The organism is Nitrospirillum amazonense, from assembly GCF_029594735.1.
Classification (GTDB): Bacteria; Pseudomonadota; Alphaproteobacteria; order Azospirillales; family Azospirillaceae; genus Nitrospirillum; species Nitrospirillum amazonense.
This window is the reverse complement of the sequence record NZ_JARPAF010000003.1, coordinates 258,353-283,637: the sequence shown is the minus strand read 5'-3', so window position 1 is coordinate 283,637 and position 25,285 is coordinate 258,353. Positions and strand designations below refer to the sequence as shown.

Sequence of the window (25,285 nt, the reverse complement as noted above, 5' to 3'; positions counted from 1 at the left end):
GGAGCGCGAGACGGTGCAGGGCGCCAGCGACTGCCGCTCCATGACCCCCTGCGGCCGCTTCCAGCTGACCGACCATCCCGTCGCCGCCGAGAACGGCGCCTATGTCGTGCTCTCCGCCAGCCACCGGGCCAGCGACCTCAGCTATGAGGGCGGCGGCGCCAGCCACTCAGGCTACGCCAACCACTTCACCTGCCTGCCGGCCGCCACCCCCTTCGTGCCCCGCCGCGTCACCCCCCGACCCAGCATCTCCGGCCTGCAGACCGCCGTCGTGGTCGGCCCCAAGGGCCAGGAGATCCACACCGACAAGCATGGCCGGGTGAAGGTGCAGTTCTTCTGGGACCGGCGCGGCCAGTCCAACGAGGGCAGTTCTTGCTGGGTCCGCGTCGCCCAGGGCTGGGCCGGCCGCGGCTTCGGTGCCCAGACCATCCCCCGCATGGGCATGGAGGTCGTCGTCGCCTTCCTGGAGGGCAACCCGGACCGCCCCGTCATCCTGGGCTCCGTCCCCAATTCCGAGACCACCGCCCCCCTCGGCCTGCCCGCTCAGAAAACCCAGACCACCTTCCGCACCGCCAGCAGTCCCGGCGGCGGCGGCTTCAACCTCTTCACTCTGGAGGACAAGGCCGGCGCCGAGGAGATCGCCTTCCACTCCCAAAAAGACCTCTCCATGGTCGTCCAGAACAACATGTTCGAAACCGTGGGCAAGTCCATGGTGAACGTGGCGGGCGAGATGGTCGTGCTGCAGGTGGGCAAAAGCTCCCTGCAGATGACCACCGACCACATCATCCTGACCAGCAACGGCAGCACCGTGGTTCTGGACAAGGACGGCATCAGCCAGGACGGCCAGAAAATCTGGCTGAACTGCAGCGGCTGACGCCGACGCGCGCAATCCCAGGCCAGACCCCTTCATTTCCCGGGAGATTTCCGGATGTTTGACCTTCCCGCCCTGATCCAGCCCGGCGCCATCGGCGCCAGCCTCGGCATCCAGCCCTACACGCCCCTGTCACTATCGGCGGCCCCGGCCGGCTTCGGTTCCGCCGGCGACCTCGGGGCGCTGGCCAACGCCGCCGCGCCAGCCCTGCCCTCTTCCGTCGGCGCCCCCCTGGGCAGCGCGGCGCAGGCGGCCCAGCTGCTCGGCGGCGGCTCTGGCTTGGCCACCCCCTCCTTGGGCGCGCCCGCTCTCGGCGCCCCTTCCCTGGCCAGCCCGGCCATCCCCGGCGCCTCCAGCATTCCGGGGGCGTCGACGGCGTCAGGCCTGTCCAACCTGGCGTCGGCCGCCGGCGTGAACACCGGGCTGCCATCCTTGCCCCAGGCGCCCTCGGTTGCCGCCCCCTCGCTCTCGGCCCCCACCATGGCCGCGCCTACCGTGGGCACGCCCTCGATGGCCGCACCTGGGGTCACGCCTGGGTTCACCTCCCCGACCTTGTCGCCCACGGGCCTGACGCAGCCGTCCTACGCCCCGCCGCCGGTGGTCGCGACCTCTTCCGCAACGCCGCCCCTCTCGCCCTACACCGCCGGGCCGCAGGCTGGATCGTGGAACCAGGGCGGCACTCTGCCCGGTGTCCAGGCCTCCAGCTATCAGACACCCGGTTACCAGGTGCCCGGTTACCAAGCGCCCAGTTACCAGGCGCCAAGTTATCAGGCACCGGCCTTCCAGACATCGGGCGCGGGGCAATCTCCCCTGCCGAGCCAGACGCCGACCCTGGGCCAGACCGCCTCGGCCTTGCCCAGCACCGGCAACGCGGACGCCGACAGCGCCGTCGCGGTCGCCCGCATCCTGGGCCAGATCTAAAGGAAACCCACCATGCCGCAGACCTGCCGCACGCTAGACTTCAGCATCCAGCTGCCGGACAGCTGGATCGACCGCTCCATGGTGGCCTGGTCCGCCCCGCCGAGCGGCAGCCCCGTGGTGCCCAACATCATGATCGCCTATGACCGGCCACAGGCGGAGGAAGGCCTGGGCGCGTACGTCAACCGGCAGCTGAAGGATCTGATCGCCCGGGCGCGCAGCTTCCAGCTGATCACCCGGCAGGACGTCATGCTGGCCGGCCGCCCGGCGGTGGAACTGCTGTTCCAGTGGGACGGCGGCGCCGGCCCCATCAAGCAGCGCCAGATCTACAGCCTGCTGCCCGACGGCCGCTGCATCACCATCGTCAACACCGCCCGCCTGACGGAGTTCGCGGACGCCAACGCCCAGTTCATGCAGATCCTGAACAGCTTCGCCTGGCCGAGCCCGGCCGGCACCGGGGCCTGACCATGGACGGCGGCGCGCCGCAATATGGGGCCGCCCGGCTGGGGGATCCCATCCAGCACACCAGTGCCCTGTCCGGCTTCATCGCCGGCGCGGCCATCGGCCTGGGTGCCGCCCTGGCGGTCATCGCCGTGGTGGGCACGGGCGGTGCAGCGCTGGGCGTCATCGCGGCGGTGGGCGGCGCCATGGCGGCGACCGGCGGCGGCGCCCTGCTGGGGGAGGCGCTGGGCAGCACCTTCACCGACCAGACCGGCGTGATCTCGCCCGACTGCTCCGACAACGTGCTGATCAACGACAAGCCCGCCGCCCGCGCCATCCAGGACGCGGCCGCCTGTTCGCGCGACGGGCCGCCTGACCAACATATCGCCCAGGGCAGCAAGACGGTCTTCATCAACGGCAAGCCCGCCGCCCGCATCGCCGACAAGCTGGAGTGCGACGGGTCCATCATGGACGGTTCGCACGACGTCTTCATCGGCCGCGAGCCCGGCACCTACATGTCCATTCATGGCGAGGTGCCGGACTGGGCCAACACGGCGGCCGAATACCTGATGATCGGCGGCTCGCTTCTGGCGCTGGGCGCCGGTGCCGCCGGCGCCTTCATGGCGGAAGGGCTGTGCGGCCTGGCGACCTTCGGCGAGACCACGGTCATCAGCATGGCGGGCGGCTACGCCGGCTCCAAGGTGGGCGGCGCCATCGGCCAGGCGGTGGGCGGAGAGCGGGGACGCATCATCGGCGAGGCCCTGGGCGGGGCCGCAGGAGGCTTCGCCGGCGGCAAGCTGGCCACCCGCTACACCGCCGGCCATCCGGTGGACGTGGCCACCGGCGAGCTGTTCACCCAGGCCGCGGATTTCGAGGTGGCGGGCCCTCTGCCCCTGGTCTGGTCGCGCACCTGGATGTCCAGCTCCACCCTGGTGGGCGAGCTGGGGTCCGGCTGGCACCACCCGCACGACATGGTGCTGTACCGCTGGATCAACGGCGGCGGCTGGGCCGCGCGCCTGGCCGACGGGCGCCTGGCCTTCTTCCTCGACCCAGCCCCCGGCCGCCCCAGCCTGAACGTGGTGGAACGGCTGGTGCTGCACACCGACGGCCAGCGCTACTGGCTGGCCACCTACGGCGGCCTGGTCTACGTCTTCGGCGACCGGGACGAACAGAGCGGCCTGCGCCACCTGGCGCATGTCGTCGACCCCAACGACAACGCCATCCTGCTGCATCGCGGCCCCGGCGGCCGCCTGACCGGCATCCAGGACAGCGCCGGCCGCGCCTTCACCGTCACCACCGACGAGGCCGGCCGCATCACCGCGGTGGACGGTCCCGATCCCGCCGGTGGTGACCAGCCCTTGCGCCTGGTCAGCTACACCTATGACGCGGCCGGCGACCTGGTGGAGGCGCGCGACGCCCGGGGCAACGCCTGGCATTACCGCTACGACAACCACCTGCTGGTGGAAGAGACGCGGCGCGGCGGCCTGCGCTTCCAGTTCGTCTGGGACGACGTCGCGCTGGGCCGCCGCGCCCGCTGCGTCGATACCTGGGGCGTGCACCTGTCCGGCGAGGCCGGCCTGTACCGCGCCCGCATGGCCTACGACGTCCAGGCGCACACCACGGTGGTGACCAACGGCCTGGGTGCCGTCACCCGCTATCGCTGGAACAGCCTGGGCCTGGTGGAGGAGGAGGTGAACCCGGTAGGCGGCGTCACCCGCCACCGCTACGACCAAGCCGGCAATCTGCTGGCCTTGACGGGGCCGGATGGTCGCACGCTGCGGCTGACCTACGACGCCCTGGGCCGCCTGGCGCAGCGGACCGAGGTCGACGGCGCCGTCACCCACCTGGCGTATGAGGGCGGCAACGTCCCCGCCGATCTCACACGGCCCGGCTTCGGCCAACCCGTGCGGGTGACACGGGCCGACGGCACCGAAGACAGCTTCACCTACGACCGGCGCGGCAACCTGGCGACCCATACCGACCCCCTGGGCCATACCACCCGCTATACGCGCGATACCCGTGGCCTGCCATTGGCCATCCAGGATGCGCTGGGCCTGCTGGCGCGCTTCACCTGGTCCCCCACCGGCGATCTGCTGGCGCAGGGCACGGCGCGCGCCGACCGCCGCCGCTATGCCCATGACGCGCTGGGCCGGGTGGTGGAGATGCGCCGGGGCGAGGACGCCCCCGTGCGGCTGGAGCGCGACGCCAACGGCAACATCACCACCGTCCACCGCCCCGACGGCGGCACGGTGACGCTGGAGTACGACGCCGAGGACCACGTCACCCTGCACCGCGACCCGCTGGGCCGCGTGACCCGCTGGCGCTATGACGGCCTGCCCTATCCGGTAGAGCGTATTGCCGCCGACGGCTCGGTCTTCCGCTATCATTACGACAGCGAACTGAACCTGGTGGCCCTGCGCAACCAGAAGGGGGAGCAATATCGGCTGGACTATGACCTGGCGGGCCGGCTGGTGGGGGAGACCGGCTTTGACGGCCGGCGGCTGGAGTACCACCGCGACCCGGCCGGCCTGGTCACCGCCGCCGTGGACCAGGGCCGCGCGACGCGCTTCAACCGCGACCCCGCCGGGCGCCTGCTGGAGACGCTCTACGCCGACGGGAACAGCCATCGCTTCGGCTACGACCCGCAGGGGCGGCTGCTGTCCGCCGAGACGCCCGATACCCGGGTGGCCTTCACCTATGACGCCGCCGGACGGCCGACAGCGGAGCGGCAGGGCGACCAGGAGATCCGCTTCCAACGCGATGCCCGGGGCCGGCGTATCGCCACCATCCTGCCGGATGGGCGCCGGCTGGAGGTGGCCTGGGGGCCGGACAACCTGCCGGCGGCCGTGGGGCTGGACGGCAAGGCCCTGGCCCGCTTCGCCCGCGACGCGGCGGGGCGGGAGGTGGAGCGTCTGGCCGGCAACGTCCACCAAATCCAGGCCTTCGACCCTCAGGGCCGCCTGATCCGCCAGGAGGGCCGGCGGCGCGCCGGTGGCGGGAGCCTAGGTGAGGCCGTCTACGCCCGCGCCTATGGCTATGACGGCGCCGACACCCTGACCGCCATCGAGGACGCACGGCGGGGCGTGAAGCGCTATCACTACGACGCCTGCGACCGCCTGCTGTCGGTGGAGGGCACGAACCCCGAAAGCTTCGTCACCGACCCCGCCGGCAACATCCTGGCCTCCGGCCCGGATGCCGCCTTCTGGGGCGGCGAGGCCCGGGGCGACCGCCTGCTGGTCCATGGCGATGCCAAGTTCGAGTATGACGCCTGGGGCAACCGGGTGAAGGAATGGCGCGCCGCCGGCGGCGCCGTGACCGTGGACTACCGCTACGACGCCGGCAACCGCCTCACGGCGGTGGAGGAAAGCGGCCGCCGGGGCACCACCCTCACCCGCTTCGGCTACGACGCCTTCGGCCGCCGCGTGTGGAAGGAAAGCGCCCATGCGGGCCCCGTCCCGGCCAACGATGCCGGCCCCGCCGCGTCCGTCGCCATTCAGCGCACCACCTTCCTTTGGGACGGCGACACGCTGCTGGCCGAAAGCGCCCCGGTGGAGGTGAAGCCGGCGGAAGCGGCATCAACACCCGTCGACCCCCTGGCCACCGTCTATGTCTATGAGCCCGGCACCTTCCGCCCCCTGGCCCAGCTGCGCCGGGCGGAACCGGGACAACGCGCCCAGGCCTACCACTACCACCTGGACCATCTGGGCACGCCCCAGGAACTGACCAACGACAATGGCGAGGTGGTATGGGCCGCCGACTACAAGGCCTGGGGGGCGCTCGCCCGCCAGACCGTCGCCACCATTCCCAACCCCCTGCGCTTCCAGGGCCAGTACCACGACACCGAAACCGGCCTGCACTACAACCGCTACCGCTACTACGCCCCGGCCCAAGGCTGCTTCATCACCCAGGACCCCATCCGGCTCAGGGGCGGCAGCAACATCGCCGCCTACGCGCCCAACCCGGTACAGTGGGTGGACCCGATGGGATTGGCGTGCGCTTACGAGTTCAATGCCATTGAAAACCCCGGCCCTCTCGCTGAAATGAGAGGAACGCCAGCTGCGAACTTTGCGGGTGGAAAATATAATGCGAGGACTCTGACTGAAGATACTGTCTACTATCGAGGTGGCGACGCCTCAAAGCCATTGGGCCAATGGTTCACTACGGAGCCCCCGCAATCTGTAGCCCAAGTCCGGATAGACACAGCTGTCAAACCGCAGTGGATTAATCCGAAGACAGGGGTCTTGGAAGGGGATTCCCCCATCAACGCGGTGCACGCGGTGAAGATACCGGCTGGAACAACGGTATATGAGGGACCTGTAGGCTATCAGGATGGTGTCTATCTTGGCGGTCAAAATATTCAGCAAACCTTCATACCAGAACCTTGGAAGATTGATGGCGTTGAAGTTCTTGGAACCACGCCCTTAAAATAGGAGCCCAATATTGACACCTCAAGAAAAGATCGACTCCGCGAAGAATATCGTGCAGGAAGTAATTATATTAATGAAGGAGAACGACGAGAGAAACTGGATAAGAGCGTTTTCGCAAATGCTTAATGCGCTCGAGGGGAAAAATGCCTCCACCGAAGAAGCTGCATCGATATTGAAGCACATATATGGCGGCGCAGGAAGTTACTCCGACTTCTATATCGCAAAAAACAATAGGGAAGAACAGAAGAGAATTAACAAACATTTGTCGGATCTCAATGATATGCTATGGCATTTATTATGTGAATGAAGAAGATATTTCCCTACATGAAAGCTAGGCAGCTAGTATTGATTAAAACAACCATCACCAACGCCCACGGCGTCGAAATTATCAGGGAAAACAATACGCTGTATGCCCGTTATGACCTAGGACGAATCGTTCCTGAACAGTGAAAAGGATGCATATTCCGTTATCGTTAAAACTCAGAATGAGAATAGGCCACTCAAGAAAGCAATGGTATAGAATAATGTATTGGTTTCTATAATGGCTTGCTAAAAGAAATCGACCGCTATTGCCGGTTGGACTGATGTCTATGGTTCGAATAGCGAGGCAGGCCGCCCAGTACTTGTTACCAAAATCGGCAAGTAGTGTTGACGGCCTGCTGGGCGCAGCAAAAATTTGACCGGTCACAGATAGCGGGCTATGACTAAAGAGCGGAAATATATAGGGTTTAACCCGTCGCAAGGTTATCCAGCCGGAAAGAAGATATTCTACGAATGTCTTATTTGCGATAGTGTAGCAGAATCCATCCCACTTCATTTCTCAGAATGCACATGCAGCAATATTGAGGTTGATAGAACCGCCGGCAGGGCAATAATTAGAGATCCAAGCAAAATGAAGATATTCGAGGTAAAATAAAAGCGCGATAAGATATATCTATATTGAATAGCATAATGTTGTATATTTGACAAACCAAAGCGATCAATCGAAACAATCTCCAAACATCATTTAGGATACGGTGGCGCAATTTAGGTTTTTACCGAAATTTACGAAGGATGTCCAACGCCACCAGAATGAGGAGAAGATGTTCGACATCAAAACCGGAGAAGTCATAGTTGAGGGAATTTCCCTTCATAAGGGCCAAGATTTAGCCAGTATCACGGTTAGCGGAATATCGTTCTTCAGGGAATTCGATATTGGCAATGGCTGGGTTCACAGAAACTCAGGCCCTCACATTTTTTATGGGAGAAAAATAATCACTTCAATGAAGTTCTTTGCAAAAAAATTAATGGGCTTCAATATATATATTAGCGATATAAATGCGACCGATTCGCAACAAATGAAGCCAGAGCACGATAATTCCTGGGAAATATTCTTGGGGTCCCGGCAGAAATTGATAAATATCATATGATATACAAATATTCTTGGGGCGAAATTATATCTTATTATGACCCCAGAGGGGGCGACTGCGCGATCTCTGTTTCTTGGATCTAATTCAAGAAACTGCATTGAAGTGGCATTTAGATGCTACCTTTCTCCTAAGTGCACCCTAGCTTCTTGTTACGACCTCAAGGGCGGCAGCAGCTCCATCATCATGACTTGGACATAAGGGCCCATCAGAAGGAACCGGACCATGAAGAGCACAGACATCGCCGTCAGTTGCGACCATCGCTTCAGCATCGGGGTGGAACGCGATGGCGGCCGGTTCTATCTGTCAATCCCGGTCAGTAACCGTCTGGTCGATTACGAAGAGCGCTACGAGATCAGCCCGGCGGAATTCGAGCTTTATCGACAGGACCTTTCGGCAGCGCTGCCCCTGGTGAGCCTGTGCCGACGCCGCCAAGCCGACGACCGGCTGATGACGCCACCAGGCAAAGACCGAGGCATCGCGATGTAAGGGCGGAGGGCGCCATGGATGGACTGATGACGGTGCGGAACGGCGAGAACGTTTGCTGGATGCGAGAGGACGGCCCCCTCATCCTCACTGTTCCCGGCGCCGATTCAGCCCATGCGCAGGGTGACCTGCTGTTCGTCCTGATCGCCAACCCACCCGCCCTGCCGCATAGGCTGACGGTCTTCGGCCGCGATGGCACGCCGGTGGTGGAACTGCCCTCGCCACCGGGCCACGCTTTCCAATACCTCTCCCATCACATCGAGGCCGGAATGTCCGTGGTCTGCGCGGCGGAAATGCCGGCGGAACAATGGCCGGACTGGCATTTCGGTTACGACCCCAAGAAGCGCGCCTTGGTCCGGTTGGGGCCGGCCTATTAATGCGGCAGGCAGCTGATCGTCCTGCGAGGCCGAAGATGGACTACACCGTGACCACCGTCTCCCGCGAGGGCATTTATCTGGAAAGCCGCGCCGGAAAGGCGGTGGCCGAGGGCGAGGGCCTCGCGCCCGGCGACCAGCTCCTGCCCGGCTATGTCGTCTACCTGAACGCCATCTTCATGCTGGACGCGGCCGGTGCGCGGCGGCCGGCCACCGGGGTCGAGAAGGAAAACATAGTGAGGGCCATCCAGAGCCATTTCGACACTCGGGGGACGCTCGTTGACTTCGAATGAAGCGCCAGCCATGCCGGACGAGGGAATCATCGTCACCGAACTGGCCGGGAGACGCGCGGTGGCGCGAGCCATGACGCCCACCGATGAGGTGGACCTGGCCCGATTGGGCTTCCTGCCGCAGGATGGCCGACTGGCCCGCGCCGTGCCGACGGAAGAAGACAGGATTGCGCTTATCCGGGTGCTGATCGACATCGGCGCGCTGTTCGCAGATGGGCGCGACTGGTGTCCGGCGGAACTGGTCGCCCACTATCGGGAAGCCGGGCATATCCGCCAACGGTTCAGGGTAATATCCTGGAATAGTCCCAGTAATTTTCGGATCCGCGAAGCGTAATGGCAACGGAACCCTATTTGATTCAAAACATTTAGCTCACGCCCACCCGACAAACCCGCCCCATCCGTCCAGAATCCCTGTACACTTGGGATACTTAGTACGGAGAGCCGCCGATGCCGATGAACAAGACCTGGGTGACCGCCGCCATCGTCGCCGTTTGTGGCGCGGCCGGTTTCGGGGTCGCCGTCATGCGCGTGTCGCCGCAGCCGCCTTCCGAGGTGGCGGAGTTCCGCGCCACCATGGCGGCCAACTTCGCCGCGCAATGCTTCCAGGCGGCGCGGACCTCATCGCCCGCCGGGGTGGCCGACGCCAAGTTGCACAGCTTCTGTGACTGCACCGCCACCCGGGTGAACACGGCCCTGAGCGATGCCGATGTCCAAACGCTGGCGGAGCAGGAGCGCAAGGGCGTGACCGCCCCGCCGGCCCTGCTGATGGACAAGGCCAAGCCCATTGCCGCCGCCTGCCGCGCCGAGGCCGGCCTGGCCGGCTGAGCCCAAAAGAAAAGGAGGCGCCCCGCAGGACGCCCCCCCGTACTTCAAACGCCGAACACTATTACTGCACGGCCGCCGGCAGGGTGGCGTCGGGCAGGTGCACGGTCACCTTGGACGTGATGTCCTGGTACGAAGTACCGGTCATCACCGTGTAGTCGCCGCCCTTGATCTTCCAGGCATGCGCCGCGACGTCGTAGGTCGCCAGCAGGCGCGGGTCCACGGTCAAGGTCACGCTCTGGCTTTCACCGGCCTTCAGCGCCACCTTGTGGAAGGCGCCGAGGCGCTTCGGCGCTTCCCAGCCGCCGTCGGCCGGCGCCACGTAGACCTGGGCCACGGCCTTGCCATCGCGGCTGCCAGTGTTGCGCAGGGCCAGGCTGACCTTCAGGCCCTTGCCCTCGGGCGCGGCCGCCAAGTCGGACGTGGCGAAGGTCGTGTAGCTAAGGCCGTAGCCAAAGGGGAACAGCGGCTTCAGGCCCTTCTTCTCATACCATTTGTAGCCGATGGCGGCGCCGTCGATGGTGTAATCGACGTGCGGGTGCTCAGCCTTGTCCTTGCGGTCGCCGTCCACCACCTTGCGCGGCAGCTGATCGACCGAGGCCGGGAAGCTGACCGGCAGGTGGCCGGAGGGATTGACCTCCCCGGCCAGCACGCGGGCGATGGCCTCGCCACCACTGGTGCCGGGGTACCAGGCATCGACCACGCCCGCCACCTGGTCCAGCCAGGGCATGACAACGGGGCCGCCGCTCTCCAGCACCACTACCGTCTTCCTGTTGGCGCCAGCCACGGCCTTGATCAGGGCATCCTGGTCATTGGGCAGGTTCAGGTCGATGGCGTCCTGGCTCTCACCCGTCCATTGGGTGGCGAAGACGATGGCGACGTCGCTGCCGGCGGCCAGCTTGGCGGCGGCCTTGGCGTCCTTGCCGTCGATGTAGGTGATCTTGGCCTGGGTCAGGCCTTGCAGCGCCTTCAGGGGTGACGACGGGTCATAGACCATGGGGCCGGGGAAGGAAGCGGGACCCTCGTTGGGGATGATCAGGCCGTTGGTCGGGGCGCCGTAGGGGTAGACCTGGGCCGAACCGCCGCCCGACAGCACACCCGCGTCGGCATGGCCGCCGATGATGGCGATGGTCTTGACGGTCTTGGCCAGGGGCAGCACGTCGCCCTGGTTCTTCAGCAGGACGATGGCCTCCTCCGCGTCGGCCTGGGTGACCTTGGCGTGGGCGGCGTAGTCGATGGTGGCCGCCTGGTCGCCGTTCAGCGGATGCTCGAACAGGCCGTTGGCGAACATGGCGTGCAGCACGCGGCCGGCCATGTCGTCCAGGCGGGCGGCGCTGACATGGCCGTTGTTCACCGCCTCATCCAGGGCGTCCTTGAAGTAGGGCGACTTGTCGAAGGGATATCCCGACTGCTGGTCCAGGCCGGCGTTGGCGGCCGGCGCGGTGGAGTGGGTGGCGCCCCAGTCGGACATGACGAAGCCCTTGAAGCCCCAGTCCTTCTTCAGGACCTGGTTCAGCAGCCAGTCATTCTCACAGGCATAGGCGCCATTGACGCGATTGTAGGAGCACATGACGGAGCCGGGCTTGCCCGTCTCCAGCGCGATCTCGAAGGCCAGCAGGTCGGACTGACGGCCGGCCGCCTCATCGACCTTCACGTCGATGAAGTTGCGGCTGGTCTCCTGATCATTGAAGGCATAGTGCTTCAGCGTGGAGATGATGTTGTTGGACTGGATGCCCTTGATGGCATGGCCGACGATGGTGCCGGCCAGCAAGGGATCCTCGCCGCCGTACTCGAAGTTGCGGCCGTTGCGGGGCTCCCGCATCAGGTTGGTGCCGCCGGCCAGCTGCACGTTGAAACCGGACCGCCGGGCCTCGTCACCGATCATGGCGCCGCCGGCGAAAGCCATTTCCGGGTTCCAGGTGGCGGCGGTGGCCAGGCCGGACGGCAGTGCCGTGCGCAGGCGCGGGGTGGGGCTGGCCTGCGTGGCCACGCCCACGCCGGCGTCGGTCTGCGACTGGGCGGGAATGCCCAGCCGGGCGATGCCGGGAATGTAGCCGGCGGAATCGGCCATGCCGCCCTCGACGCGCGTATACGCCTTTGGCTTGAAGTCGGTGGAGAAGTAACCGAACACCAGCTGCAGCTTCTCTTCCCGCGTCATCACCTTCAGCAGGGCATTGGTGCGCGCGTCCGGCGACTGCGCGGCATCCTGCCAGGCGCCCGTGACCGGAGCGACCGGGGCCGTGGCGGCCGGCGCATCGGCGGCGGAAACGGCATGGGTAAGCGTTGTCATAAGCAACGCAGTCGAGAGCAGCAGGTGATGTTTAACCGACATGGACGTTTCCAATTTTCGTTTAGTCGTCAAGGCGACATCGCCGATGGCGACACCGCTGGCGCGGACCTCCCTGGCGTACCCGGGCGGGTGCGCGCCTCCCTTCATACCAGCCCCGCGCGGATGGGCGAAGGCGATAATTCCGGGATATTGGATATCCCATGACTATTGCGCCACCGCAACGCGCCCCTGCCCTTGCCGGGCCGCGCTTCCGATGGTGCCCGCTTTGGGGTAGAACGCCCGGCATCCCGCAAAGGGAATAGCGTTCCCACCAAGGCCCGATGCATGACCGGCGACAGCGAGCAGAAGACCACCCTTTACCAGCTGATCGGCGGGATGGGCCCCGTCGCCCGGCTGGTGGAAGCCTTCTACGCCAACATGGACACCCTTCCGGAGGCGCGCGACCTGCGCGCCATCCATCCGCCGGACCTGACTGAGACCAAACGCGTGCTGACGCTGTACCTGGCACAGTGGATGGGCGGTCCCGGTGACTATTCCGCCGAGCGCGGCCACCCCCGCTTGCGCGCCCGCCACATGGGCTTTTCGGTTGGTGAAGCGGAACGGGACGCTTGGCTGTTGTGCATGAAGCGGGCGCTGGATGAAACCATCCCCGATCCGCGCGGCCGCCAGGCCATCCTGGGCGCCCTGGCCCCGCTGGCCGACTGGATGCGCAACCAGCAGCCGGCGGGCCAGTAACCGACGGGCTGAGGCTCAGCGGTCCGCAGGCGGCCGCACGGCCAGGTAGACGGTGCTCCACAGCTGGGCGGCGTTGGCCTCGTCGGCGTCGGCGCCACTGGCGCCGAAGGCCACCGGCTGGTAGTGGCCATCCTGGTAGGTCCACGACCAGAGTTCCGAATTCTGAAGACCGCGCGTGGCCTCAATGGCGCGCCACAGCGACGCCTGGGCCTGGCGCAACCGCGCCTTGGTGGCGCGCGGCAGATCCGGACGGCGCGCCTGCCGCTCCAAGCCTGTCGCCATCATTGCCTGCTGCCAGGACCAGACCACGCTGCCATGATAGGCGTTGCGGGTGAAGCGGGCCTGAACCTCAGGCGGGGAGAAGACGGGGTTGGCCACCACCATGCCGGCGTCGGTCATCAGCCCCGCCGGGAAAGGGCGCAGCAGGCCCTGCACCACCTGGTCCAGGGTGCGGGCGTCGGGCCGGCCGAACAGCAGGCCGAAGCCCTCGTCGGACTGCATCACCCGCACCGGCGTGCCATCGCGGTTCAGCGACAGGGCATGGAAGCGCACCGGCCCCGGTCCCAGCGCGGCGGCGGTGTCCGGCACACCCAGGTCGTGGGCATAGGCCGCCACCTCCGCCTTGGCCCGGCGTTCGGGGATGGTGACGGTGAACAGCGGCGGCGCCTTGGCCCGCCATACCGCCGCCATGCCGGCGGCGCGCGACAGCAGCGGCCGGTCGCCCGGGTCCATATAAGGATCCAGCAACCCGCTTTTCAGCAACGCGGCGCAGGCCTCCAGCGCGGCCGGCACCAGGATGGCGTTGACGTCATAGGCATAGAGGCCGCCGCCGAGGCCGTCATTGCTGTCGCGCCACTGGCCCACGGGCAAACCGTGCTTCAGCCGGATCATGTTGGAATAGCGCGGCTCGCGCGCGAAGGCGGCGGCGTGCAAGACGACATAGCGCAGGTTCTGCACCAGGTCGCGCCCCACCGGGCCCACCTGGTCGGCGCGGCCGTCGCCGCTGGCCAGGAAGGCCGCCGCCCGCGCCCGGCCCTGGGCATCGTCCAGCAGCCAGGCCCGCGTCACCGCCGGCAGCATGAAGTCGCCGTCCACCATCTTGTAATCGTAGACGGGGTCATCCGACGCGGTGGCCTCCCGCTTCAGGTGATCCAGGATGGCGAATTCGCCCACATCCTCCTCATGAGCCACCTCGCCGATCAGGGACAGGCGGGCGAAGACGGAGCGCAGGCCCGCCTCCACCGCATCCCCCTGCAGGACCGGCATCAGCAGCATGAGGGACATCATGGTGTCGCGGCCGAAATAGGTGTCGAAGCGCCAGGAGCCGGCCAGGAACTTCTCGCGGTAGCTCAGGAAGGTCAGGGTGTCGCGGGTCGCCACGTCATTCGCCGCCTGGGAATTCAGCAGGGCGTCCGCCGGCAAGGGAGTCAGCGGCGTCTCTCCCGTCAGGGCCGTGACGCGCAGGCCGATGGTGCCGTCGGGGTCGGCCTTCAGGCCCGTCTCCGTCGCCTGCCCGTGCACCACCTCCACCGTCAGGCGATAGCCGGCCTTGCCGTCCAGCCGGTCACGCGCCCAGACGAAGCGCGCGCCGTCGCGCATCAGGTCCGGGCTGATGCTGTCGGGCACGGTGCGGAGGGCATCGTAATCGCGCAGGACGCGAACGCTGGACAGCACCGCCTGGCGGATACCGACGGTGCCGGCCGCCAGGCTGGCCTGGAAGGTGATGCCATGCAGCGGCCGTCCCTGGCCGTCGCTCTCCGTCACCGGGATGGGCGGGGTGGTCAGGGTCCAGTCACCGGAGCCCTGGCCCTGCGGGATACCCAGCCACAGGCCGGCGCCGCTGTTGCCGGCAGGAAAGGCCACGACGATGCGCGGGTCGGCGCCGGAGCGCAGCAGCAGATGGGCCGCCACATCGCCGTCACGCACGAAGTGGTTGATGTTGCGCCCTTCGATGCGGCCGTAGGACAGCGCGCCCGCGTCGGCGAACGCGGCGGGCGCCCCCGCCAGGGACAGAGCCAGGACAATGGGGGCGAACAGTCGGGCGAAACGCGGCATGGCGGGCGGCACCTTCAGGCGGCGGGAACAGCGGCGGAAGGGAGATAGTCCGGGAACCGGTTCCGTCGAGGATGCGCGCCCTGGCAGGGAAGGCCGCAGGCGACATACCCCGCGCAGCCGCCTCAGGCGGAGGAAGGGTTACCCCCAACCCCAGAGGTCAGCGGGAATCATCACTTTCCCCGCGTTGAAAATGCCCCGGTCGGCCCCCGGCTCAGCCAGGAAATACGGGCCGTCCAGGTCGACCACGTCGCACAGTTGCGCCAGGACGAAGCCGGGCGCGGCAGCCAGGACCGATCCCGCCATATTGCCCACCATGACGCCCAGGCCTAGGCGCCGGGCCTCCGCCGCCATGGCCAGCGCCTCTGTCAGGCCGCCGCACTTGTCCAGCTTGATGTTGACGATGTCGAAGCGTCGGTACTGTTCGCGCAGTTCCTTCAGGTCCAGGATGCTCTCGTCCGCCGCCACGGGCAGGGGCGCGTCCCAGCCGTCCAGCAGATGCTCCGCACCCCGGCGCACCGGCTGTTCCAGCAGCGCCACGTCCTGGTCCACCAGCATGGCGGCCAACGGTTCCAGATCCCCGGGCCCAAAGCCCTGGTTGGCGTCGACCGACAGCCAGACGTCCGGCCGGGCGCGGCGCACGGCACGCACCCGTTCCGTGTCCGCCGCCAGGTTGCCCTCCAGCTTCAGCTTGATGGAGGTGGCGCTGGTGAAGGCTTCCAGGCGACGCAAAATCTCCGCTGGGTCGTCGGCTGGCAGGGTGAAGGTGGTGACCTGGGGCTTGGGCTCCGGCACCCCGGCCAGCCGCCACACGGGCGTGGCCTTTTGAAGGGACTCCAGTTCCCACAAGGCGCAGTCCAGCGCGTTGCGGGCGCCGCCGGGCGGCAGCAGGGATTGCAGTCCCTGGCGGTCCACCCCGGCCTCAAGGGCGTCGCGCACCCGCTCGATCTCCCGCTCCATGTGCGGCGGGTCGTCGTTCAGGTAATAGACGCCCGCCGCCTCGCCCCGGCCGAAGTGGGTGCCGTCACCCACGGTAACCACCGTGGCGGGCATGGCATGCAGCAAATAGCCAGAGATGCGGAACGGCTCACGCATGCGCATGGCGTCCCGGCGATAGGTGACGGACAGGCTCACCGACTGACACTCCGAGCGGTTCGGGCGGCATGGAGGAAAAGCAGGATGGCGGCCCCGGCCAGGGGGGCGATGACCAGCGTCAGCGACTGCCCGATGGCCAGGGGGTCGGCGAAGACATGGTCGGTGACATAGCCGGTCAGGGTGGCGCCGCCACCCAGACCCAGCATGATGTTGCCAAACGCGACGAAGGAAACGCTGAGGCCCCGCGCCCGGTTGGGCACGATCTCCTGCACCGCCGTGATGCCGATGGTGCCGGCGGCGCTGGAGAACAGGGTCCACAGGGTGACGGCGGCCAGCACCTGGTTCGGGGAGGACGCCAGCGCCACCAGGGCGAAGGGAAAGGCCAGGACGGCGCACAGGGTGGCGACCCAGATGCGGCCGGAGGGGCCGTAGCGCTTGACCGCCACATCGCTGAGGACGCCGCCCGCCACCGTCGCCACCACGCCGGCGACGACGACCAGGGAACCCAGCGCCAGGCCCACCGCGTCCGGCGTCATGGCGTAGCGGCGGCTGAGCAGGGCCGGGGCCCAGGCGATCAGGGCGAAATCGCCCACCGACATGAAGGCGCAGCAGACGATGACCGGGATCAGCACGGTGCGCACGGCCGCCAGCTGGGCGAAGATCTCGCGCAACGACGTCGCCTCCTTCTCACCCGCCAGCGCCTCGCTGCGGCGCGCCGGCTCACGGATGGGCAGCAGGGCCAGCAGCAGCGGCAGGCCGGCCAGGCCCAGCAGGACCAGGACGGCGCGCCAGGCGGCCAAGCCATCCAGCAGGGGTATGCCCTGGAAGCCGCCGGCGGCCGCCAAGCCCAGCACGGCCCCGCCGATGGCGATGGCGACACCGCCGCCGATGGTCATGCCCATGACGAAGACGCCGGTGGCCAGGCCCCGGCGCTCAGCCGGGAACATGTCGGCGATCATGGACATGGCGGCGGGGGCCAGCGCCGCCTCCCCCACCCCCACGATCAGGCGGCCGGCGAACAGCACCCAGAAGGACGGGGCGTAGCCGCACAGCAGCGTGCCGATGCTCCACAGCCCGACGCCGGCGCAAATGACGGCGCGGCGCGGCAGCATGTCGGCCAGGCGGCCCAGCGGCAATCCGGCGATGGAGTAAATCAGGGCGAAGGCCACCCCCTGCAACACCCCCACCTGGGTGTCGCTGATGCCCAGGTCGGCCCGGATGGGGTCCACCAGCAGGCTGAGGATCTGCCGGTCCGTGTAGGACAGGACGGCCGCCACGCAGAACAGGGCCACTGCCGACCACGCCGCGACAGGGCGCGGCCACGGCTGAAGGTCCCTGTTCGTTATTTTCCCGCTGAGGATTTCCCCATTGGGAATTTCGTTGTCGGGGGGTGCGATCTGCATGATGGGATCAGCATCACACAGGCCGGCGGGTGTTTCAATATCGGAAACAGCGTGTCAAACCGTTTCCTCGTCCGTGGCCGGCGACAGCTTCCACGCCTTGGCCGCGGATTGGGCCAGACGCTGAATCCCCGGCCCGGCGCAGACCGACAGCACGCGGCATGTCTCCTCGCTCACCCGCACATAGACGTGGCTCATGCCGCTGTCGAAATAGACCGAATCGCCCGCCTCCAGCCGCAACGGCGCGTACAGGTCGGTGTGCAGTTCCATGGCGCCGGATAGGACGTAAAGGTATTCCTCCCCCGAATGGCGCACCATGCCGCCCATCTCCGCCACGCTGCGGGCCCGCACTTCGATGATGATGGGGACCATCAGCTTGCCCAGCAGATCCGCCGCCGGGTACTGATGAGCATGCACGTCCGAGGTGGCGCCTGGCGACCGGCCGGCACGGGAAACGCTACGGCGGCCGCCGGCCGGCGGCGGCTCGGCCTCCGGCCCCGGGCTGCTGACCAGGGTGCCGATGTCCACGCCCAGCCCCTGCGCCAGGCGCAGCAGCTTGTCGTAGGTCATCTCCATCTTGCCGTTCTCGAGCTTGGACAAAGTGGAGAAGGGCATGCCGATGCGGGCCGCCAGGGCACGAAGCGTCAGCCCCTGCTTGATCCGCGCCGCCCGCAGGGCCAGCGCCGGATGCGCCCGGTCCGGTGCGGATTTGGCCATGCCTTCCCCTCCCTCATTCTGCAAGCTCGGCAGACCCAGCCCCACGTTTCACGTTCCCCATAGGCGTTTCCGAGCGTTTCATCATCCAAAGTGCACCAGCCGCCTTGAGAAAACCAGCGTCGCCGCACAGAAGCATTCGTGTTGCAGAAACGCTGTTGCCAAATCTGAAACACATGCCATCATGGGCCCAACATAACGATCAGGGAGATCGGGAAATGAAGCGGGGAACCAGGGCATTCCTCTGCGCGGGCGTGGCGGCCTTGGCCATCAGTGCCGGCGCGCGGGCGCAGCAGGCACCGGACGCGGGGTCGCCAACGGCGGCGCCGGCGGACGCGGCCGACATGCTGGCGGAGATCGTCGTCACGGCGCAGAAGCGGACGGAACGTCTGATCGACGTGCCGCAGTCGGTCTCCGCCGTGTCGGCGGAGGCGCTGCAGCAGGCCCATGCCGAACGGCTGGACGACTTTTTCACCCGGGTACCCAGCGCGGCCCTGGTGGAAACCCAGGCGGGACAGGCGCGACTGATCCTGCGCGGCATCAATACCGGCGGTGTGGGCGCCACCGTGGCCACATACGTGGACGAAACGCCCTACGGCTCCGCTACCTCCCTGGCCAACGGCGCCATCCTGACCCCCGACCTGGACCCGTCGGACCTGGAACGGGTGGAAGTGTTGCGCGGTCCCCAGGGCACCCTCTACGGCGCCAATTCCTTGGGCGGCCTGGTCAAGTACGTGACGGTCGCGCCCAGCACGGACGCGGTGCATGCGGCCGCGGAGCTGAGCACCGAGGACGTGGCCCACGGCGACACCGGCTGGTCCGGCCGTGCCTCAGTCAACGTGCCGCTGGCCGATACCCTGGCCGTGCGGGCCAGCGGCTTCTACCGCCGCGATCCGGGCTTCATCGACGACCAGCATGAAAAGGACATCAATGACGGCCGCACCTATGGCGGCCGCGTCTCCGCCCTGTTCAAGCCCACCGACGCGCTGAGCCTTCGGGCTTCGGTGGTGCTGCAGAACCTGGACAGCAACGGCACCAATCAGGTCGACGTCGATCCCCTCACCCTGAAACCAGTGCTGGGCGACTATAGGCAGGCCCGCGTGGTCGCCCAACCCAGCGACATGCAGTACCGGGTCTACAACCTGACCGGCAGCTATGATTTCGGGCCGGTGCAGCTGTTGTCCTCCACCAGCTACAGCTCGCTTTATCAAAATGCGCTGGAGGACGCGAGCGGCCTCTATGGCGACCTGCTGACCGGCGCCTTCGGCGTGCCGCTGGGCGCCTCGCAGGTGCAGCAGGTGCAGCAGCGCCGCCTGACGGAAGAGGTGCGCCTGGCCTCCACCGACACCGGCTGGCTGGAATGGACGGTGGGCGGCTTCTATACGCGTGAGCGCAATGCCATCAACCAGATCATCGACGGCGTGGACGGCGCCAGCGGCGCCCACATCGCCGACTTCTCCGGCCTGGCCCTGGCTAACCTGGCCTCGCGGTATGAGGAATACGCCGGCTTCGCCAGCGGCACCGTCCACCTGAACGACCAGTTCGACCTGACCTTTGGCGGCCGCTACAGCCATAATGAACAGGACGCGGTGCAGATCAGTAGCGGCCCGCTGGCCGGCGACTCAGACTACACCGCCCACTCCTCCGACGGGGTGTTCACCTATTCCGTGGCGCCATCGTTCAAGCCCAATGAGGACACCACGATTTATGTGCGGGTGGCCAAGGGCTATCGTCCCGGCGGCCCCAACGTGCTGCCGCCTGGGGCGCCGGACGCCGTCCCCCACCAGTTCGGCGCCGACACCACCACCAACTATGAGATCGGAGTGAAGTCGGAACTGCTGAACCGCAAACTGTCGCTGGAACTGACCGGCTTCTACATCGACTGGGACAACATCCAGCTGTTCAGCTCGGTCGATGACTACGGCGTCAACATCAACGGCGGCACCGCGCGCAGCCAGGGCATCGAGGCCTCGGTCACGATGCGGCCTCTGACCGGCCTGACCGTGTCGCTGAACGGCGCCTTCGTCGATGCCACCCTGACCAGCGACGCGCCACCCCTGGTGGGGGGGCTGAAGGGCGACCGCCTGCCCTACACCGCCCGCTTCTCCTCCACCCTGGCGGTGGAATACCAGCGGCCGCTGAGCGAGACGGTGGACGGCATCGCCGGGTTCAGCTGGCGCTACACCGGCGACCGGCTGTCGGCCTTCGACACCAGCTACGGCCAGCGGCACCTCAGCGCCTACAGCCAAGTGGACGCCCATGCCGGCGTCACCTTCGGCGGGTACCGGATCGATGCCTTCGTGCGCAACCTGACCGACAGCCGCGGCATCCTGGATGTGGGCGCGGCCGGGTCGGCCCTGGATGGCAATGTCACCGCGGCCATCGTGCGCCCCCGCTCCTTCGGGGCCACGCTCGGCTATCGTTTCTAAGGCAAGGACAGAACACGATGTGGAAGGTTCGCCTCTTAGCGCTTCTCATGACCGCCCTGGCCTTGCCGGCCGCGGCGCAATCGCCCGCCGACCTCAAGCCGACCCCGCCGACGCAGGTGCCGGCGGCCAGCGAGGCGCCGACCTCGACCCCGGTGCCCGCGTCCACGCTGACCAAGGCGGACGTGGACACCTGGCTGGACGGCTACATGCCCTACGCCCTGCAGACCGGCGACATCGCCGGCGCGGTGGTGGTGGTGGTGAAGGACGGCCAAGTGCTGACCCAGCGCGGCTTCGGCTATGCCGACGTGAAGGAGAAGAAGCCGGTGGACCCCGCCGGCACCCTGTTCCGCCCCGGCTCCATCTCCAAGCTGTTCACCTGGACGGCGGTGATGCAGCAGGTGCAGGCCGGCAAGCTGGACCTGGACCGGGATGTGAACGACTACCTGGACTACAAGATCCCGCCGGCCTTCGGCAAACCCATCACGCTGCGCCACATCATGACGCATACCCCCGGGTTCGAGGAGACGGCCAAGTACCTGCTGCTGACCGACCCCAAGCTGGCCAAGCCGCTGGGTGAGGCCATGAAGCGCTGGGTGCCCACGCGCATCTACGCCCCGGGCCAAATCCCGGCCTATTCCAACTACGGCGCCTCGATGGCGGGCTATATCGTGGAGCGGGTGTCGGGCGAGCCCTTCGCCCAATACATCCAGAACCATATCTTCACGCCCCTGGGCATGCAGCACTCCACCTTTGTCCAGCCGCTGCCGGCCAACCTGGCGGGAGGGATGTCCAAGGGTTATGAGCAGGCGTCCAAAGACCCGCAGCCGTTCGAGATCATCGACATGTCACCGGCGGGCGCCCTGTCCGCCACCGGGGCGGACATGGCGCAGTTCATGATCGCGCACCTGGCCCACGGTGGACCGCTGCTGGACAAGGCGACGGCGGAGCAGATGTACGCCAACGCCAACACCCCCTACCCCGGCCTGCCCGCCATGGGGCTGGGCTTCTATCATGAGGACCGCAACGGCCACCGCATCGTGGGCCATGGCGGCGACACCGACGTCTTCCATTCCGACCTGCACCTGTTCATCGACGACGGCGTCGGCCTCTACATGTCCTTCAACAGCGCCGGGCGCGAAGCTGCGGCCCATGTGCTGCGGGAGCATGTCTTCGTCGACTTCACGGACCGCTATTTTCCGCAGGCCAAGCCGGCGCTGCCGACGGCCCCCACCGCCAAGGAGCATGCCCAGGTCATGGCCGGGCACTATGTCAGCAGCCGCGGCTCCGAGACCAACTTCATGCGCCTGTTCAGCCTGCTGGGCGAGGCCCAGATCGTGGCGAACGATGACGACACCATCACCGTCTCCGCCCTGCTGGACGCCGCCCGGGTACCGAAGCGCTGGCGCGAAGTCGGCCCCTGGCTGTGGCAGGACGCCGAAGGCAAGGAGCGCCTGGCGGCCGTGGTGAAGGACGGCAAGGTGGTCATGTTCTCCATCGGTGCCTACGCCCCCATCATCGAGTTCGTGCCTGCGCCGGGCTCGCTGAACGCCGGCTGGATCACGCCGGTGATGGCGGTGTCCCTGGGCGTGCTGGTCCTGACCGCCCTGTCCTGGCCCGTCGTCGCCCTGGTGCGCCGCCGCTACCGCTACAACCCCGGCATCACCGGCCGGACGCTGATCCTGCATCGCGCCACGCGGGCCGCAGCCTGGCTGGTCCTGGTCTTCGTCCTGGGCTGGGGGATCATGCTATCGGTCATCAACCACGGCGTGGACGCCCTGGACGGCCGGCTGGATATCTGGATGCGCCTGATGCAGCTGGTGCTGCTGGCCACCATCGCCGGTACGGTGGCCGCCATCTGGAACGCCTACGACATCGCCACCCGGGGCGGCCGCCGGCCCTGGGCCACCGCCTGGGCGGTGCTGGTGGCTCTGTCGCTGGTCTTCTTCGTCTGGGCCGCGATCAACGTCAAGCTGCTGACGCCCACGCTGGACTTCTGAAGCGGAGCATCCGTCGTCGGGGCCTCTGGAGTGGACCGCTCAATACCGAGCTGGCTGTGGTGATTTCGACCGAAGGTGTTTCTGACTTAAATAGAATCGTCAGAAACACACTAGAGCGGAGTGCGTTTAACCTGAGACGCACTCCGCTCTAAATGCTTGTTCAACGAGCAGGTTCACGCTCCAAAGCGATTCCGCGATCGGCTCTAAGCCTCTGGTTTTTCATGTAACTCCAGGCTCAGGTGACACCACCTGAGCCTGGAATCACACTAAGGCTAGATCATCATCCGGCGACTTGGCTATAGCGCGTATCGGCGCGCAGCCGCAGTCACCGCTTTTATCAAACAAACAAAGAAGCCGGCCGGAATCGGGACCCCGGCCGGCTTCTTTGTTTTGAGCCCCGTGATGCGGTTGGGGCCACTCCTTAGCGGAGTTCCGGCGGCAGCAGGGTGGCCGCCTCTTCCTCCGGGATGCAGAGCGCGTCCTCTTTCCACTGCGCCAGCTTGTATCCCCGCTCGGTGAAGAACCGGTGGATGGCCCCCACGTCGGACTTCAGATATTCGACCTGGCAGATGGGCCGGCACTTTTCGATGGTCTTCTGCGCCCCGTTCAGAACGTTCATCTCCATGCCTTCCACGTCCACCTTGATGAAGCGGACATGGTCGAAGCCGAAATCGTCGATCCTCACCTGCTTCACCATTTCGCGGGCGGGCTGGCGATCCTGGTGCAGGCGTTCGCGCTGGACGTTGCCGAACTCGACGCTGCCGAAGTTCATTTCGCGATGATAGTCGAAGCCAGGAATCTCGACCTCGGTCACCGTATCGCCGACGCAGACATGGTGGACGGTGGCGTTCTCGATGCTGTTCAGGGCCAGGGAGCCGCAAATCATGTAGGCCAGGACCTTCTGCGCCTCGAAGATATGGACCTGGCCGCCGCCGTCCGCCAGGATAGGGGCGCAGCCGATGCCATAGACACCAAAATTGCCGCCAATATCCAGGAAGGTGGCCGGCTTGGGCGCATGCCGAAGAATATTCTGCGCGAAGGCGATCTTTTCCGCGTCGTGAGCCGCCCCCGTCTTCAGCAGGGCGTTGGTTTGGTTAATATCGTGGCGATTTACGATCAGATCCCCATAAATTGTGGGGAGAATAATGGAATAAGAAACCATTGCAGACCCTCGAATTGCCCGCAGCGCGGGTTATCGCCTGATGAAATATTTCGAAACATGGTAAAGTACTGCACAAGCACTAATGTGCCCGCTTTGACGGTGGCAGGCAAGGCACATTCGCCCCGAGCATTTGCCGACAATAGGTCGTTTCCCGCGCGCTGATGAGCACGGGAGCGGCCAATCAGCCAATATTAATTTCCATGTGCCGGCCGGGCGCCACCGGTGAACCCTAACTCGGTTAGAAACTGGTCCAGCTGTCGCCCGGTTCAAGGGCGCGGAAGCGGTCAGCCGCGATGCCCTCGCGTGCCAGCGCCTGGGCCAGTTCCTGCGGCGGGGCCAGCCGTTCCTCATCCGACAGGGGAAAGGTGCCCCAATGCACCGCCAGTCCCTGGCGGGCGCCGCAGTCGGCCAGGATGCGCACGGCCTCCGCCGGATCGCAGTGCTGCTGCTTCATGAACCAGCGGGGGGCGTAGGCGCCGATGGGCAGGATGGCGACGGTGGGCTCGCCATGGTGCTGTCTCACCTGGTGAAAGATGGCGCCGCCGCCATAGCCGGTGTCGCCCGCCACATAGACCGGGCCGGCCGGTGTGCGCAGCACGAAGCCGCACCACAGCGCCATGCGCCGGTCGCCCAGCCGGCGCGCCGACCAGTGGTAGGCGGGATGGAAATGGGCGGTGACGGCAGGGCCCAGCGCGACCGTGTCGCCCCAATCGCCGGTTTCCACCGGCAGTGGCCCCACCTCGCGCGCCACCACACGATCATTGCCCAGGGGGGCTACGATGCGGGGACGGTGGGTGGCCCACAGCCGCCGCAGGGTGCCCACGTCCAGATGGTCGTAATGGTTGTGGGTCAATAGCACCGCGTCGATAGGCGGCAGGTCTTCGAAGGCGACACCCGGGCGGTTGACGCGGCGCGGCCCCAGCCATTGAAAGGGGCTGACCCGTTCCGACCAGACCGGATCCACCAGCAGGTTCAGCCCCGCCACCTGGATCAGCACGCTGGCGTGACCGATCATGGTGACCGCCAGGCCATGCACACGCGCCGCCGGGCGCACCTGCCGCCCCGCCACTGCCGCCGGCCACACCGGCCGCTTCCCGCCCCAGCGCCAACGCAGAATCTCCCCCAGGCTACGGTCGGTCGGGGCTTGGCCGGGATTGAAGAAGCGGACACCGTCGAAATGGTCCGTCACAGGACCGGCATAATAGGGATTCGTAGGCATTCGGCGTCCGCATCGTTGCGTGGCAAGAACCTTCCCTTGTATCGGCACGGGAAGGCACCGTTTCAAGGCGGCGCCCTTTCATTATTGTGCCATGTCAACGACATCCCTGGCCCGCGACGCCCACAGTCACGCGACAAGCCGCCTACTGGCCGCCGCCCTA

The 25,285-nt window shown here is 66.5% G+C and carries 21 protein-coding genes; 14 read left to right on the top strand and 7 right to left on the bottom strand.

What is annotated here, in order from left to right:
* From tssI to P5F91_RS19655, 11 genes are all read left to right on the top strand, one after another.
* A partial coding sequence (gene tssI / locus P5F91_RS19705; RefSeq protein WP_277908028.1) for a type VI secretion system tip protein TssI/VgrG occupies positions 1-871 on the top strand: 871 nt, incomplete at its 5' end.
* Positions 872-925: 54 nt separating this feature from the next.
* On the top strand, positions 926-1,789 hold the full coding sequence (locus P5F91_RS19700; RefSeq protein WP_277908027.1) for a hypothetical protein: 864 nt from the start codon (positions 926-928) through the stop codon (positions 1,787-1,789).
* A 12-nt stretch (positions 1,790-1,801) separates the two neighbouring features.
* Positions 1,802-2,251 (top strand): DcrB-related protein, encoded by a 450-nt coding sequence (locus P5F91_RS19695; RefSeq protein ID WP_277908026.1) that lies wholly within the window; start codon positions 1,802-1,804, stop codon positions 2,249-2,251.
* Positions 2,252-2,253: 2 nt separating this feature from the next.
* Complete coding sequence (locus P5F91_RS19690; protein ID WP_277908025.1) at positions 2,254-6,657, top strand: RHS repeat-associated core domain-containing protein; 4,404 nt, start codon at positions 2,254-2,256, stop codon at positions 6,655-6,657.
* A gap of 70 nt (positions 6,658-6,727) precedes the next feature.
* On the top strand, positions 6,728-6,961 hold the full coding sequence (locus P5F91_RS19685) for a DUF6966 domain-containing protein (protein WP_277908024.1): 234 nt from the start codon (positions 6,728-6,730) through the stop codon (positions 6,959-6,961).
* A gap of 775 nt (positions 6,962-7,736) precedes the next feature.
* Positions 7,737-8,063 carry a hypothetical protein gene (locus P5F91_RS19680; protein ID WP_277908023.1) on the top strand — a complete coding sequence of 109 codons (327 nt, stop codon included), beginning with the start codon at positions 7,737-7,739 and terminating at the stop codon, positions 8,061-8,063.
* Positions 8,064-8,285: 222 nt separating this feature from the next.
* A complete protein-coding gene (locus tag P5F91_RS19675; protein WP_277908022.1) occupies positions 8,286-8,549 on the top strand; it encodes a hypothetical protein in 264 nt (87 codons plus the stop codon).
* A 14-nt stretch (positions 8,550-8,563) separates the two neighbouring features.
* Positions 8,564-8,923 carry a hypothetical protein gene (locus tag P5F91_RS19670; RefSeq protein WP_145613447.1) on the top strand — a complete coding sequence of 120 codons (360 nt, stop codon included), beginning with the start codon at positions 8,564-8,566 and terminating at the stop codon, positions 8,921-8,923.
* 35 nt (positions 8,924-8,958) lie between these two features.
* Complete coding sequence (locus P5F91_RS19665) at positions 8,959-9,213, top strand: Imm74 family immunity protein (protein WP_277908021.1); 255 nt, start codon at positions 8,959-8,961, stop codon at positions 9,211-9,213.
* A 10-nt stretch (positions 9,214-9,223) separates the two neighbouring features.
* Positions 9,224-9,544: a hypothetical protein gene (locus tag P5F91_RS19660; protein WP_277908020.1), complete on the top strand. Its 321-nt coding sequence runs from the start codon at positions 9,224-9,226 to the stop codon at positions 9,542-9,544.
* Positions 9,545-9,657: 113 nt separating this feature from the next.
* Positions 9,658-10,035, top strand: a complete 378-nt coding sequence (locus P5F91_RS19655) for a hypothetical protein (RefSeq protein WP_145613444.1) — start codon at positions 9,658-9,660, stop codon at positions 10,033-10,035.
* 61 nt (positions 10,036-10,096) lie between these two features.
* On the opposite strand, the gene P5F91_RS19650 is transcribed toward P5F91_RS19655, so the two are convergent.
* Positions 10,097-12,364, bottom strand: coding sequence for a glycoside hydrolase family 3 C-terminal domain-containing protein (locus tag P5F91_RS19650; RefSeq protein ID WP_277908019.1), 2,268 nt, complete (start codon positions 12,362-12,364; stop codon positions 10,097-10,099).
* Positions 12,365-12,646: 282 nt separating this feature from the next.
* Between P5F91_RS19650 and P5F91_RS19645 the strand changes: the two genes are divergently transcribed.
* Positions 12,647-13,057 (top strand): group II truncated hemoglobin, encoded by a 411-nt coding sequence (locus P5F91_RS19645; protein ID WP_145613442.1) that lies wholly within the window; start codon positions 12,647-12,649, stop codon positions 13,055-13,057.
* 15 nt (positions 13,058-13,072) lie between these two features.
* On the opposite strand, the gene P5F91_RS19640 is transcribed toward P5F91_RS19645, so the two are convergent.
* The 4 genes from P5F91_RS19640 to P5F91_RS19625 all read right to left on the bottom strand — a co-directional run bounded on the left by P5F91_RS19640 (position 13,073) and on the right by P5F91_RS19625 (position 18,321).
* Positions 13,073-15,112: a hypothetical protein gene (locus P5F91_RS19640; protein ID WP_277908018.1), complete on the bottom strand. Its 2,040-nt coding sequence runs from the start codon at positions 15,110-15,112 to the stop codon at positions 13,073-13,075.
* 138 nt (positions 15,113-15,250) lie between these two features.
* Positions 15,251-16,243 carry a dipeptide epimerase gene (locus P5F91_RS19635; protein ID WP_277908017.1) on the bottom strand — a complete coding sequence of 331 codons (993 nt, stop codon included), beginning with the start codon at positions 16,241-16,243 and terminating at the stop codon, positions 15,251-15,253.
* Positions 16,240-17,496, bottom strand: a complete 1,257-nt coding sequence (locus P5F91_RS19630) for an MFS transporter (RefSeq protein WP_277908016.1) — start codon at positions 17,494-17,496, stop codon at positions 16,240-16,242. The genes P5F91_RS19635 and P5F91_RS19630 overlap by 4 nt, the downstream gene beginning before the upstream one ends.
* 165 nt (positions 17,497-17,661) lie before the next feature.
* Positions 17,662-18,321 carry a helix-turn-helix domain-containing protein gene (locus P5F91_RS19625; protein WP_145613438.1) on the bottom strand — a complete coding sequence of 220 codons (660 nt, stop codon included), beginning with the start codon at positions 18,319-18,321 and terminating at the stop codon, positions 17,662-17,664.
* A gap of 215 nt (positions 18,322-18,536) precedes the next feature.
* On the opposite strand from P5F91_RS19625, the gene P5F91_RS19620 reads away from it, so the two are divergent.
* Complete coding sequence (locus P5F91_RS19620) at positions 18,537-20,747, top strand: TonB-dependent receptor (RefSeq protein WP_277908015.1); 2,211 nt, start codon at positions 18,537-18,539, stop codon at positions 20,745-20,747.
* A gap of 47 nt (positions 20,748-20,794) precedes the next feature.
* The gene (locus tag P5F91_RS19615) at positions 20,795-22,744 is read left to right on the top strand and encodes a serine hydrolase domain-containing protein (protein WP_246134604.1); all 1,950 of its coding nucleotides are present in this window, start codon (positions 20,795-20,797) and stop codon (positions 22,742-22,744) included.
* 421 nt (positions 22,745-23,165) lie between these two features.
* Here the strand turns inward: P5F91_RS19615 and P5F91_RS19610 are convergent, their stop codons facing one another.
* Together P5F91_RS19610 and P5F91_RS19605 are read right to left on the bottom strand one after the other, a co-directional pair.
* Entirely contained in the window at positions 23,166-23,906 is a 741-nt protein-coding gene (locus P5F91_RS19610) for an FkbM family methyltransferase (protein ID WP_145613436.1), read from the bottom strand.
* 238 nt (positions 23,907-24,144) lie between these two features.
* A complete protein-coding gene (locus tag P5F91_RS19605; protein ID WP_277908014.1) occupies positions 24,145-25,125 on the bottom strand; it encodes an MBL fold metallo-hydrolase in 981 nt (326 codons plus the stop codon).
* Positions 25,126-25,285: the final 160 nt, after the last annotated feature.